The organism is Microbacterium sp. Leaf151, assembly GCF_001424225.1.
Classification (GTDB): Bacteria; Actinomycetota; Actinomycetes; order Actinomycetales; family Microbacteriaceae; genus Microbacterium.
Map to the genome: position 1 here is coordinate 376,519 of NZ_LMOR01000004.1, position 12,781 is coordinate 389,299.

Annotated in this window: 11 protein-coding genes; 4 read left to right on the forward strand and 7 right to left on the reverse strand. The window is 70.3% G+C overall.

Annotation, left to right across the window (positions count from 1 at the left end):
• Nucleotides 1-114 precede the first annotated feature (114 nt).
• Nucleotides 115-1,437 (forward strand): bifunctional o-acetylhomoserine/o-acetylserine sulfhydrylase, encoded by a 1,323-nt coding sequence (locus ASF76_RS12565; RefSeq protein WP_055958270.1) that lies wholly within the window; start codon nt 115-117, stop codon nt 1,435-1,437.
• Between the two features lie 394 nt (nt 1,438-1,831).
• Here ASF76_RS12565 and ASF76_RS12570 read toward each other — a convergent pair whose 3' ends face one another.
• On the reverse strand, nt 1,832-2,530 hold the full coding sequence (locus tag ASF76_RS12570; RefSeq protein WP_055958273.1) for an SDR family NAD(P)-dependent oxidoreductase: 699 nt from the start codon (nt 2,528-2,530) through the stop codon (nt 1,832-1,834).
• 240 nt (nt 2,531-2,770) lie between these two features.
• Here ASF76_RS12570 and metX point away from each other — a divergent pair, with 240 nt between their 5' ends.
• Complete coding sequence (metX, locus tag ASF76_RS12575; RefSeq protein ID WP_055958276.1) at nt 2,771-3,976, forward strand: homoserine O-acetyltransferase MetX; 1,206 nt, start codon at nt 2,771-2,773, stop codon at nt 3,974-3,976.
• A 246-nt stretch (nt 3,977-4,222) separates the two neighbouring features.
• Here the strand turns inward: metX and ASF76_RS12580 are convergent, their stop codons facing one another.
• Entirely contained in the window at nt 4,223-5,470 is a 1,248-nt protein-coding gene (locus ASF76_RS12580) for an MFS transporter (protein ID WP_055958279.1), read from the reverse strand.
• 240 nt (nt 5,471-5,710) lie between these two features.
• Between ASF76_RS12580 and ASF76_RS12585 the strand changes: the two genes are divergently transcribed.
• Nucleotides 5,711-6,103, forward strand: a complete 393-nt coding sequence (locus ASF76_RS12585) for a hypothetical protein (protein WP_156459248.1) — start codon at nt 5,711-5,713, stop codon at nt 6,101-6,103.
• Between the two features lie 149 nt (nt 6,104-6,252).
• Here ASF76_RS12585 and ASF76_RS12590 read toward each other — a convergent pair whose 3' ends face one another.
• The 3 genes from ASF76_RS12590 to ASF76_RS12600 form a co-directional block, all read right to left on the reverse strand.
• On the reverse strand, nt 6,253-6,579 hold the full coding sequence (locus ASF76_RS12590) for a thiamine-binding protein (RefSeq protein ID WP_055958286.1): 327 nt from the start codon (nt 6,577-6,579) through the stop codon (nt 6,253-6,255).
• A gap of 273 nt (nt 6,580-6,852) precedes the next feature.
• The gene (locus ASF76_RS12595; protein ID WP_156459249.1) at nt 6,853-8,157 is read right to left on the reverse strand and encodes a glycosyltransferase family 87 protein; all 1,305 of its coding nucleotides are present in this window, start codon (nt 8,155-8,157) and stop codon (nt 6,853-6,855) included.
• An 85-nt stretch (nt 8,158-8,242) separates the two neighbouring features.
• Nucleotides 8,243-9,100 (reverse strand): ADP-dependent NAD(P)H-hydrate dehydratase, encoded by an 858-nt coding sequence (locus tag ASF76_RS12600; protein WP_055958289.1) that lies wholly within the window; start codon nt 9,098-9,100, stop codon nt 8,243-8,245.
• 29 nt (nt 9,101-9,129) lie between these two features.
• Between ASF76_RS12600 and ASF76_RS12605 the strand changes: the two genes are divergently transcribed.
• Nucleotides 9,130-10,188 carry an NADH:flavin oxidoreductase/NADH oxidase gene (locus tag ASF76_RS12605; protein WP_055958292.1) on the forward strand — a complete coding sequence of 353 codons (1,059 nt, stop codon included), beginning with the start codon at nt 9,130-9,132 and terminating at the stop codon, nt 10,186-10,188.
• Between the two features lie 141 nt (nt 10,189-10,329).
• Here ASF76_RS12605 and ASF76_RS12610 read toward each other — a convergent pair whose 3' ends face one another.
• Together ASF76_RS12610 and ASF76_RS12615 are read right to left on the reverse strand one after the other, a co-directional pair.
• On the reverse strand, nt 10,330-11,385 hold the full coding sequence (locus ASF76_RS12610) for a hemolysin family protein (RefSeq protein WP_055958295.1): 1,056 nt from the start codon (nt 11,383-11,385) through the stop codon (nt 10,330-10,332).
• Nucleotides 11,385-12,725, reverse strand: coding sequence for a hemolysin family protein (locus ASF76_RS12615; RefSeq protein ID WP_055958299.1), 1,341 nt, complete (start codon nt 12,723-12,725; stop codon nt 11,385-11,387). Before ASF76_RS12615 ends, ASF76_RS12610 begins: the two co-directional genes overlap by 1 nt.
• Nucleotides 12,726-12,781: the final 56 nt, after the last annotated feature.

Below are 12,781 nucleotides of genomic sequence, written 5' to 3' on the forward strand. Positions count from 1 at the left end.
CCGGTGAGCGGTGTTACGGCCCGTGTCCGGGGCGCTTGTCGGCGTCGGGGGCGGTGTCTACGCTCGCAGCAGGCCACGGCGTCCGCCACGGCCCACTCGACCGGAGGAGCAGCCATGTCGGCACCCGAGAACTGGCGTTTCGAGACCAAGCAGATCCACACGGGCGCACAGCCCGACCCGGTGACCAAGGCTCGTGCCACCCCGATCTACCAGACCACCTCGTACGTGTTCGACAACGCCGACCACGCCGCTAACCTCTTCGCGCTGGCCGAGTTCGGCAACATCTACACGCGCATCCAGAACCCCACGCAAGACGTCGTCGAGCAGCGCGTCGCGGGCCTCGAGGGCGGCACCGGCGCCCTCCTCGTCGCCAGCGGCCAGGCTGCCGAGACGTTCGCGGTGCTGAACATCGCCCAGGCCGGCGACCACATCGTCTCGTCGAGCTCGATCTACGGCGGCACCTACAACCTCTTCAAGTACACCCTCGCCAAGCTCGGCATCGAGACGACGTTCGTGGAGAACCAGGACGACCCCGAGGAGTGGCGCGCAGCGGTCCGCCCGAACACGAAGCTGTTCTTCGCCGAGACCATCGGCAACCCCAAGATCAACGTGCTCGACATCCGCTCCGTCGCCGACGTCGCCCACGAGGCGGGCGTGCCGCTGATCGTCGACAACACGATCGCGACGCCCTACCTCATCCGGCCCTTCGAGCACGGCGCCGACATCATCGTGCACTCCGCGACCAAATTCCTCGGCGGGCACGGCACCACGATCGGCGGCGTCATCGTCGACGGCGGCACCTTCCCGTGGTCGGAGCGTTCCGACCGCTTCCCCGGTCTCACCACGCCCGACCCCTCGTACCACGGCGCGGTTTACACGCAGGCGGTGGGCGACGGACTCGCGTACATCATCAAGGCGCGCGTGCAGCTGCTGCGCGACCTCGGCGCCTCGATCGCCCCGCAGAGCGCATGGCAGCTCATCCAGGGCATCGAGACCCTGTCGCTGCGCATCGAGCGCCACGTGCAGAACGCGCAGGAGATCGCGGAGTGGCTCGAGTCGCACCCCGACGTCGCGACCGTGAACTACTCGGGCCTTCCCACGTCGCCCTGGTACGCCGCCGCCAACAACTACGCCCCCAAGGGTGTCGGCGCGGTGCTGTCGTTCGAGCTCAAGGGTGGTGTCCAGGCGGGTCGCGAGTTCGTCAACTCGCTCAGCCTGTTCAGCCACCTCGCCAACATCGGCGACGTGCGCTCGCTCGTCATCCACCCGGCATCCACGACGCACTCCCAGCTCACGCCCGAGCAGCAGCTCACGGCCGGCGTGACCCCGGGTCTCGTGCGCCTGTCCGTGGGCCTCGAGAACATCGACGACCTGAAGGCCGACCTCGATCAGGCTCTCGCCGCCGCGCGTCGACTGTCCGAGGCATCCCGCGTCTGAGCCTTGCGTCACCGAACGCCCCGATCCGGCCATCCGGTTCGGGGCGTTCGTCGTTCACGGGCGTCTAGCCTGTGGGTTCGGCCTCACGGGAGACGGCGACCCGGTGATCAGCGGAGGTCTCGCGCACCGCGCCGCGCGCGGCCTGTCGCGGGGCGCACGCCCCGCGCCGAAACCGGAGGACATCCCGCGAAGGGAGGACCCACCGAAAGAGAAAGATCCTCCGCTCGCCGAATCTCCTCCGCCGCGGCATCGCCGCCGCAACACCGCCGTTCCCGACACCGCCGCCCCGACACCGCCGCCCCGCGAACGAGGACATCCCACGAAGGAGGACTCGGCACGAGAAAGCCCCTCCGCCCGCCGGATCTCCTCCGCTGTGCCGAGCCCGCGCCGCGCGTCAGATCCTCTGCCGCGGCCGGAGACTCCCCAGCCCGCCGTCGACGCCGATGATCTGTCCGGTCATCCACGCGTTCTCCGGCGAGAGCAGGAACTCCACGGCCCGCGCGACGTCGTCGGGTTCGCCGAGCCGGCCGAGCGGATGCATCGCCTCCGAGACCTTCCTCGACATATCGGTCGAGGTCAGCTTCTCGGTCAGACGCGTCTGCACCAGGCCCGGGGCCACCGCGTTCACGCGAAGTCCATGAGCGGCGTAACTCGCGGCCGCCGACAAGGTCAGGCCGATCACGCCGGCTTTGGCCGCCGCGATGCCGTCATGGTTCGGCAGGCCCGCCAGGGCGGCAGCCGACGACACCAGCACCACCGATCCACCGTCGCGCATGTGCGCCCCCGCCGCGCGCACCGCCGCGAACGACGTCGTCAATGACGCGGCGATCAGGCCGTCGTACTGCTCGCGCGAGGTGAGGTGCGCGGGTTTGAGCAGCATGGATCCCGCGAACACCGCGATGCCGTCGAGATCGCCCGCCTCACCGACAACCTGATCGACGGCGTCGAAGTCGGTGGCATCCAGGGTGAAATCCGGCTCGATGACGGATGAATCGCGAGCGGTTGTGAGGACGCGGTGGCCCGCGTCGCGCAGTCGTGTCGCCGTCGCCCCGCCGATGTCGCTCGAGGCCGCGATGAGAAGGAAGTTCGCCATGCGGCGAGTCTGACCACACCCGACGACCGTGATCGGGGGCTGGACAAGCGGTCACCCCGTGGTCAGCGCGGCGCGAGGGCGCTCGTTCTCGCTCAGCCGGTCGGCGTCGCCCTCCCGTCGTCCGACCGGCTCTCCCGCATCCCACGTCGCGATCATCCGTGCGCTGTGCGCGAGTCGACGACCTCCGACATCGCCGTAACAGAACGAACCTCCCCGCCCCGCCCGGAGAGAATGGATGCCATGGACTGGCAGATCTCCGAAGACACGGTGCCCTCGGCCCCGGTGACGGAGGCCGACGCCCGTTCGCTCCTCGGCCGTCCCCCGGCCACCGGCGCGTGGCGCGACGGCGACCCCGCGGGTGATCGGCGCTTCGCATCGTTCGGGTCCTTCCGCACCGAGAACGGCGAGTCCCTGCCGCACGTGCGCCTCGCCTACGAGACCTGGGGGGAGCTCTCCCCCGCCCGCGACAACGCGGTGCTGATCCTGCACGCCCTCACCGGTGACAGTCACGTCCGCGGTGCCGCCGGCCCCGGGCACCCCACCGCCGGGTGGTGGAGCGACCTCGTCGGACCCGGAGCCGCGATCGACACCGACCGCTTCTTCGTCATCGCCCCCAACATGCTGGGCGGATGCCAGGGATCGACCGGCCCGGCGAGCATCGCGCCCGACGGGTACGAGTGGGCGTCGCGTTTTCCGTACCTGACCATCCGCGACCAGGTCACCGCGCAGGCGCTGCTCGCCGACGAGCTCGGCGTCGAGCGGTGGTTCGCCGTCGTCGGCGGGTCGATGGGCGGCATGCACGCGATCGAATGGGCGGTCGGTCACCCCGACCGGGTCGCGCGTGCCGCGATCCTGTCGGCCCCGCCGATCACGACGGCCGACCAGATCGCGCTGAACTCGGTACAACTGGACGCCATCCGCGTCGACCCGCGCTTCGCCGGTGGCGAGTACTACGACGCCGGTGACGGCGACGGGCCGCACCGCGGGCTGGCCCTCGCCCGTCGCATGGCGCTGCTCAACTACCGCAGCCCCACCGAGCTGAACCAGCGCTTCCAGCGCTCGTGGCAGTCGGGTGTGAGCCCCCTGGGCCGCGGCGGGCGCTTCGCGGTGGAGTCATACCTCGACTTCCACGGCAACAAGTTCACCCGTCGATTCGACGCCAACAGCTACCTGGCCCTGGTCGAGGCCATGAATTCTCACGACGTCGGCCGCGATCGCGATGGGGTCGAAGACGCCCTGGCCCGCGTCACCGCCACGACCCTCGTGCTCGGGATCGACAGCGACCGTCTCTTCCCCATCGACGGCCAGCACCGCATCGCGCGCGGCATCCCGCAGACCCTCGACGGTGACGACGCCGTCGTGCTCTCGAGCGACTTCGGCCACGACGGCTTCCTCATCGAGACCGCCGCCGTCGCCACGCACCTGCGTCGCCTGCTGGCGACCTGACGATCCCGGATGCCTGGTCCCTGGCATCCACGCCGTGCCACTCCCTCATCACGGAAGTGCCGTCGCCCGTCCGCCTCGCGCGGGCACCGTCGAGTGTCCACGACACGCCGCGCGCGGCGAAGACTTGCGGCGTGTCCTGGACACTCGCACAACTTCGGCGCCGACCGCACGCGGCGTGCGATCGGTCCGTGCCCGCGACGCCTCAGCGCTGCCTCAGCGACGCGTCAGCGCTGCGTCAGCACCGCGTCAGCGCTGCGTGGGAATCGACCCCGTGATCGCTGTCTGCGCGGCCTCGGCAGCCGGCATCCGGTGTTCGGGATGACGGCCGCTGCGATCCTCGATGCGGTACGACACGACGGCGACGACGAGCCCGCCCAGGGCGAGCACGGCGCCGACCCAGGCGGGGGCGACCAGTCCGAGGCCGGCCGCGATCGCGAGGCCACCCAGGAACGCTCCGAGGCTGTTGCCGATGTTGAGCGCCGAATGGTTCAGGGCGGCGGCGATGGACTGATTGTCTTCGGCGACGTCCATCAGACGGGTCTGGATGGCCGGGCTCAACCCCGCCCCGCAGAAGGCGACCAGGAATGCGAACAGCACGAGACTGACGATCCAGCCGGCGGTCAGGGCGAGACCGACGGATGCCGCGGCGAGGGCGATCAGACCGACGGAGAGCCAGAACCGCAGGTCCTTGTCGGCCAGCGCGCCCCCCACGACGTTGCCGATCGTCATGCCGATGCCGACCAGCACGAGGACGAGGGAGACGCTCCACTCCGGCTGCCCGGCGACGTCGGTGATCATGGGAGCGATGTAGCTGTACATGGCGAAGAATCCGCCGAAGCCCACCGCGCCGATCCCGAGCGCGAACCACACCTGGCCGATGCGGAACACCCGCAACTCGTCACGCAATCGGCGACCCGGTGAGCCGGGGTGCTTCGGCACGAACATCGCGATGCAGATGGTCGCCAGCAGGAAGATGCCGGTGACGACGGCGAACGCCGCGCGCCAGCCGACCTGCTGGCCGAGCAGGGTGCCGAGCGGCACGCCGACGACGTTGGCGATCGTGAGACCGGTGAGCACGAAGGCGACGCCCTTGGCGCGGTTCCCGGGGCCGAGCGCGTCCGCGGCCACGAGGGCTCCGATACCGAAGTAGGCGCCGTGCGGGAGTCCAGCGAGGAATCGGGATGCCGCAACGAGCTCGAAGGTGGGAGCGATGACGGTCAGCAGCGTGAAGAACGCCAGCGCGGCGGCCAGCACGATCATCACGCGATGGCGCGGGAAGCGCGCGACGGACCCGGCGATCGTGGGCGCGCCGACGACCACACCGAGGGCGTAGAGAGAGATGAGCCAGCCCGCCTGGGCGATGGCGTCGTCGGGCGAGGCCGCCCACGCGCCGGGGACGAGCTCGCGGGCGATGTTGGGCAGCAGGCCCATCACCACGAACTCGGTCATGCCGATACCGAAACTGCCGATGGCGAGAGAAAGGAGCGCCCGCATCGCCGCACCTCTCGAGGTCGTCGAAGAGGTCACCCGACGAGTGTAGGGGGCTCACGGCCGTCTGGTCGAATCGTTTCGAGAGCGGCGCATGGGCCCGCCCCGTTGTCCCGCACCCCTCGCCCCTCCTGCACAGGGCGCTCGATCGGCGGGCTCTCCCCCATCGCGCGGATGCGCCGTTTTTCACCCGGTCAGGACGTGGCACTCTCTCACACCTCACCGCACAATGAAGGGATGCCGGAGATGACGGAACCACAGGTCTGGGTGCTGATCGGAACCTTCGCCGCGGCCGTGCTCGGCGGAATGACGTTCAGCACCAACCTCATCATGGGATCGCTGACGAAGGTCATCACGGCGAACACGGATCGGCTCGAAGCGCGGATCGACGCGCTGCGTCACGAGACGGTGTCGGAGATCCAGGTCACAAGATTCAGAATCGACAGCGTCGAGGCGGGACTCAACGCCAAGATCGATAGCGTCGAGGCGGGACTCAACGCCAAGATCGACAGCGTCGAGGCGCGCCTCAGCTCCCAGATCGAGAGCGTCGAGAGTCGACTCCGCGGCGATATGGCCCGCATCGACTCAGACGTGACCGCCATCGCGAAGCGCGTCTGGAACGACCCGCCCGCCGCGTGAGATCGACGGGGCGGTGACGGGCCGGTCCGCCGCACGAGACCGACGGGGCCGTGACGGGCCGGCCCACACGCGAACGCCCGAGCGATGGCCGACGTGCGACATGACGCCGAGCGTCCCCGATCAGCGCTCGGACGAGGTGGGAGGGAGCCTCAGCCGGCCCGGCGCCCCAAGGCCTCCTCGAGGCGCTCGACCTTGCCGTCCATCTCGCCCGTGCGGCCCGGTCGGATGTCGGCCTTCAGCACCAGCGACACGCGCGACCCGTATGGCATCACGGCATCCGTCGCCGCCTTGACGACGGCGAACACCTCGTCCCACTCCCCCTCGATCTCGGTGAACATCGAGCTGGTGCGGTGCGGCAGCCCCGACGCGCGCACGACCGCGACCGCCGCGGCGACGGCGTCGTGCACCGACCCGTCGGGGTTCTCCGCCGAAGCGTAACCGATGCCGGAGGGAGCGACAGAGAAGGCGATGAGCATGTCTCGAGACTACGGGCCGCGCGCGGGCGACAGGCTGCGAGCGAACGACGCGCCCACGGCGCGCGGTCGCATGCGAGCCGCTCCCCCCGGGCCGGCGATCCGCACGCGAGCTGCCCATCGCAGCACGTGGTCGCACGCGAACCGCTCCCCCCGGGCCGGCGATCCGCACGCGAGCCGCCCAACGGCAGAGGGCGGTTCGCAAGGCCGCCCACCGGCGGCAGGCGCTCAGAACGCCCGAACCCGGGCGACGCCACGCTCAGCGCGCGTGCGAGATCACCGTCCGGCAGGCAGGCGCGGCACCGGCCGTCGTCCCGTGACGATCTCGCGGAGCCCCGCGGGCGGGCGCACGCGTGCGACGGGGGCTTTCACGACACGCACGACCGCCCATACCAGCAGCACCAGGGCGAGGAGGTTGCGCACCTCGAGCACGACCACCGGGAACGGGTTGGGGTGCGTCGCCATGAGGCCGTCGTACAGGAGCGGGTACATCCACTGCGTGAGACCGGCGATCACCAGCGTCATCCCGGCGAAGGCGTACCAGCGACGACGGTCCAGCATCAAGCCGAGCGCGACGGGTGCGAACAGCCACACGTAGTACTGGGGCGATCCCACCTTGTTCAGGGCGATGAAAGCGGTCACCAGCGCGAGGGACAACGGCGGGAAGAGACTCAGGAAGGTCGCGCCGTGGCGCAGTTTCCACACTCCGACACCCGCCACGCCGGCCATGACGAGCAGCATGATCGGCGTCATCGCCGCGATGAGCGGCTCGGCTCCCGGTCCGGTCACCTGGAAGGTGAGGACGTCGCCGTCGTAGTACACCTCGCTGCCGGGCACGTAGAAGGCGGCGAGGAACATGTAGAGGCCGCCCACGGGCGCCTCCATCTGAATGCCGCGCGAGGTCTGATCACCGACGAATCCGAAGACGAAAGCGGCACCGCCCAGAGCGACGACGGGGATGATCGTCGCCAGCGAAACCGCCACCGCGCCCCACACGAGCGCCAGGCGGCGACGGATGACCACGAGACCCGCAGCGAGGATGGCCGCCGGCCACACCTTCATCCACACGGCGATCGAAAGGAGAACGGATGCCAGGAACGGACGACGCAGCATCCAGATGCCGCCGAGGAGGGCCAGCGGCACGGTGATGCCGTCGATGCGGTAGAGCCCGACCGGACCGATCAGCAGGATCGCCGCGAGCCAGAACCACGCCGCGATCACGCGACCGCGCGAGCGAGCGTCGCCCACGAGGATCAGGAAGGCGACGAGGTTGAACAGCGACACCGTCAGCGCCCACGCCGGGGTGTAGCTGATGGCCCACGCGAACACCCACGCGAAGGTCATCGGAAGGAACGCGAGCTGAGGATAGATCCACTTCTCGGTGATGCCGGGCCACTGCCAGGTGTCGCTTCGCGTGCAGGAGGTCACGTCGACGCCGCCGAAAAGGGCGCACCGCGACCAGGGCTCGTACACCAGGTACACGTCGCCCATCGGCTCATTGGGCTGCTGATAGCCCAACACCGCCACGACGACGTGCACGGCGACGAACGCGATCAACAGGGGAACGACACGCCTCAGCACCGGGTAATCCTAAACGGGGCTGTCTGAGCGCCCCCACCGACGGCCGGACGCTCTCGCGCCACAACGGGCGAGCACGACACGAACGTTATGCGATCGAGTCCCCGAGCAGGGCGGAGACGACGCCGGGCAGCGCGTCGGCGACGTCGAGAGCGGTGATCGGACCGCCCCCACCCCCGTGGGCGAGGGATGCCGCCGTACCGGCGCGGCCGTGCAGCCACGCCGCGGTCGCCGCGCACGCCCCCAGTTCTTCGACGCCGCTTCGTCCGGCGGCGACGGCTCCGGCCGTGACCGCCCCGAGGACGCCTCCCAGCACATCTCCGGTGCCCGCGGTGGCGAGCCAGGGCGTGCCCGCCGACACACGGCGCACCCATCCACCCGCCGCGGCCACGATGGTCACCGCCCCCTTCAAGAGCACGACGCCGCCGAACGCGTCCGCCGTCTCGCACGCCGCACGCTCCCGTGCGTCGACGTCCGTCGTCGCGACCGCGGACATTCCCAGTGCGTCCCGCAGACGGGCCATCTCCCGCGCATGCGGCGTGACGATGACCGGCGCGGCAGCCTGCGGCACGAGGTCCAGCGATCCGGCGTCGACGACGACCGGAACCTCGCCGCTCAGGATGCGGCGGAGCGCCGCGGCCTCGCAAGGCTCGCGCTCGGTGGCATCCGTTCCCGACCCGATCACCCAAGCCTGCACGCGCCCGTCGGAGGTGACCGTCTCGGGGCGACGCTGCAGCACGAGATCCTGCGCGCGCGCGGGACCGAGGTAGCGGACCATCCCCGTGCCCGCCCGCCACGCCGCTTCGACGCCCAGCACGGCGGCCCCCGGATACCGCGTGGACCCGGTTCGCATCCCCACGACGCCGCGGGAATACTTGTCGTCGTCCGCGGTTGGCCTCCGCAGTGTGCGGGCGGCATCCAGCCCGCTCCAGTCCTTCGCCGTCATGGCGTCACCCTAGAACGCAAAGGTCCCCCGTGAGCGCCCTCTTCACACCCCTGTCCATCCGCGGTATCGCGTTCCGCAACCGACTGTGGGTGTCGCCGATGTGCCAGTACAGCGCGGTCGAGGGGATGCCGAACGACTGGCACCACGTGCACCTCGCCCAGTTCGCCGCGGGAGGGGCGGGCCTGGTGATCGCCGAAGCGAGCGCGGTCTCGCCCGAGGGTCGTATCTCGCCCGACGACGCGGGCCTGTGGAACGACGCGCAGGCCGAGGCGTGGGCGCCGATCGTCGCGGCGGTCCGCTCCCGCGGCGCCGTCGCGGGCGTGCAGCTGAGCCACGCCGGCCGAAAGGCCTCGACCACCTCGCCGCTCTCCGGCGAGCGCGGATCCGTCGCCCGCGACGCGGGCGGATGGACCACCGTCGGCCCGTCTGCGATCGCGTACGGCTCCTTCGCCGAGCCGGTGGCTCTGGATGCCGCGGCGATCGACGACGTGGTGAACGACTTCGCGGATGCCGCCCGCCGCGCCGTCGGGGCCGGGTTCGAGGTGGTCGAGGTGCACGCCGCCCACGGTTACCTGCTGCATCAGTTCCTGTCGCCGCTGACGAACCACCGCACCGACGCCTACGGTGGATCGTTCGAGAACCGGGTCCGCCTGCTCGTGCGGGTGACCGAGGCCGTTCGCGCGGCCGCTCCCGACGCTGCGCTGTTCGTGCGCTTCTCCGCGACCGACGCCGCAGAGGGCGGATGGGACGTCGCCGACACCGTCGCCGCGTCCACGGTGGTGGCCGAGGCGGGCGCCGACCTCATCGACGTCTCCAGCGGCGGTCTCGTGCCCCATCAGAGAATCGTCCCGGGCCCGGGCTATCAGGTCGAGTACGCCGAGACGGTCCGCCGCGAGACGGGCCTGCTCGTGAGCGCCGTCGGCATGATCGACGACCCGACCTTCGGCGAGCAGATCGTCGCCGACGGCCGCGCCGATGCGATCATGTCGGCTCGCGAATGGCTCCGCGACCCCCACTACGCCCTCCGCGCGGCCGCTGTCCTGGGTGCCGACTCGCCCGCCCCCGCGCAGTACCTTCGGGCGTACTGACGTCTGATCCCGCCGCCCAGCGCGGGATCCCGCGTGCCCGCGCGGACTCTTCGCGTACTGCGCACCCTCTCCACGGGGCTCCGAGACGCAGAACACCGGATGCCGCGAGGCCCGAGCCCCGCGGCATCCGGTGTTCTGCGGCTAGACGAAACGGCGACGCTCGGTGGCGTCCTGCACTTCGCCGACGAGCTCTTCGATGACGTCCTCGAGGAACAGCACCGCCTTGACGTCGCCGCGCTCGTCGCGCACCTGTGCAAGGTGGCGCCCCGAGCGGCGCATGAGGGCGAGCGCATCTTCGAGATCCGTCGTCTCCAGCACCGACACCATGTGGTGGATGCGCTTCGCCGGGATGGGTCGGACCATGTCGGCATCCGACCCCTCCGCCGCACGCAGCACGTCTTTCAGGTGCACGTAACCGGTCGGGCTACCGGTCTCGTCGACGATCACATACCGCGAGTAGCCGTGCTGCGCGACAGCTCGCTCGATCTCGGCCGGGGTCGTCGTCTCCGGGAGCGTGACCAGCGCGCCCATCGGCACCGCGATGTCGGCGGCCTTCTTCTCGGTGAACTCGACCACCGCGCGGACGGTGCCGGCGGAGTCGTCGAGCACGCCCTCGCGACGCGACTGCGTCACGATCGTCGCGACCTCGTCGAGCGTGTAGGTCGAGGCGGCCTCGTCTTTCGGCTCCACACGGAACAGGCGCAGCACGTGGTTCGCCGTCCAGTTCAACGCGACGATGATCGGGTAGAACGCCTTCGACACCGCCACCAGGGGCGGCGCCAGCATCAGCACCGCGCGGTCGGGCAGCGTGAACGCGAGGTTCTTGGGCACCATCTCGCCGAACACGACGTGCAGGTACGACACGATCAGCAGCGCGACGACGAAGGATGCGACGTCGACCGCGGCCTCGGGGAGCCCGGTGAGCCCGAGGGGACCTGCCAGCAGGTGGTGGATGGCCGGCTCCGACACGTTCAGGATCAGCAGCGAGCAGATCGTGATGCCGAGCTGACACGTCGCCAGCATGAGGGTGGCGTGCTCCATCGCGTACAGCGCGGTCTTGGCGGCGCGCGACCCGCGGTCGGCGTGCGGCTCGATCTGCGAGCGGCGCGCGGAGATGACGGCGAACTCCGCTCCGACGAAGAAGGCGTTGGCGATGAGGAGCACCACCAGCCAGGCGATTCCGGCCCAGTCGCTCATCACTGATCACCGCCCTTCGCCGCGCGGACGAGGTCGTCGACGTTCTGCTCCCGCGGGGTGGGGGTGAACTGCACCCGGTCGACGCGGCGGCCGTCCATGCGCTGAACGGCGAGGATGCCGTCGTCGAGGTCGACGGTGTCGCCCACGACGGGGATGCGCTCGAGTGCGGCCATGATGAACCCGCCCACGGTGTCGTAGACCTCGCCCTCGGGCACCCGGACGCCGGCTCGGTCGAGCACCTCGTCGGGTCGCAGGTCGCCGGGGAAGGTGAGCGATGCCGCCGAGCGCACCACGCCGGCGCGGGAGCGGTCGTGCTCGTCGAGCACCTCGCCGACGATCTCCTCGACGAGGTCCTCGAGGGTGACGACCCCGGCGGTACCGCCGTACTCGTCGACGACGATCGCCATCTGATAACCCCGCGAGCGCAGTTCCGAGACGAGCGTGTCGAGGTGGACGGTCTCGGGAACGCGCAGCGGCTCGGTCGCCAGCGCCGCGACCGGCACGTCACCCCGCTTCTCGCGCGGCACCCCGATGGCCGCCTTGAGATGGACGACGCCGACGATGTCGTCCATCGACTCGTCGTACACGGGGAAGCGGCTGTGGCCGGTGCGTCGCGCGAGCTGCACGACGTCGTCGGCGGGATCGCCCGCGGCGAGCGCATGCACGCTCGGGCGGGGGGTCATGACGTCGGCCGCGCTGAGCCGCGCGAAGGTCAGGCTGCGATCCAGGAGCGATGCGGTGTCCTTCTCGAGCATCCCGGCGTTCGCCGAGCGTCGGACCAGGCTCGACAGCTCCTCGGCCGAGCGCGCACCCGACAGTTCCTCCTTGGGCTCGACGCCCATGGCGCGCAGCACCCCGTTGGCGCTGCCGTTGAGCACGATGATCGCGGGCTTGAACACGGCGGTGAACGCCACCTGGAACGGAATGACGAGCTTCGCGGTCTGCCGCGGAATGGCGAGCGCGAAGTTCTTGGGCACCAGCTCGCCCAGGATCATCGACAGCACCGTGGCGAAAGCGACGCCGATGACCGCGGCGAGCGAAACGATCAGCGCCTCGGGCAGTCCCCACGTCTGGAAGACCGGACGCAGCAGGCTGGAGATCGCCGGTTCCATGGTGTAACCGGTGAGCAGCGTGGTCAGCGTGATGCCCAGTTGCGCGCTCGAGAGGTGGGTCGAGGTGATGCGCAGCGCGTCGATCGTCAGCGAGAGCCGCGTCTCGCCCGCGTTGCGGCGCGCCTCGAGATCGGCGCGGTCGAGGTTGACCAGGGCGAACTCGCTCGCGACGAAGAGTCCTGTGCCTACCGTGAGCAGGAGCCCCACGCCCAGCATGACGAATTCCATCAGTCGTCACCCCCGCTCGATCGCTCGGCGGAAGAAGGGTTTCGGGGCTCGGGTCT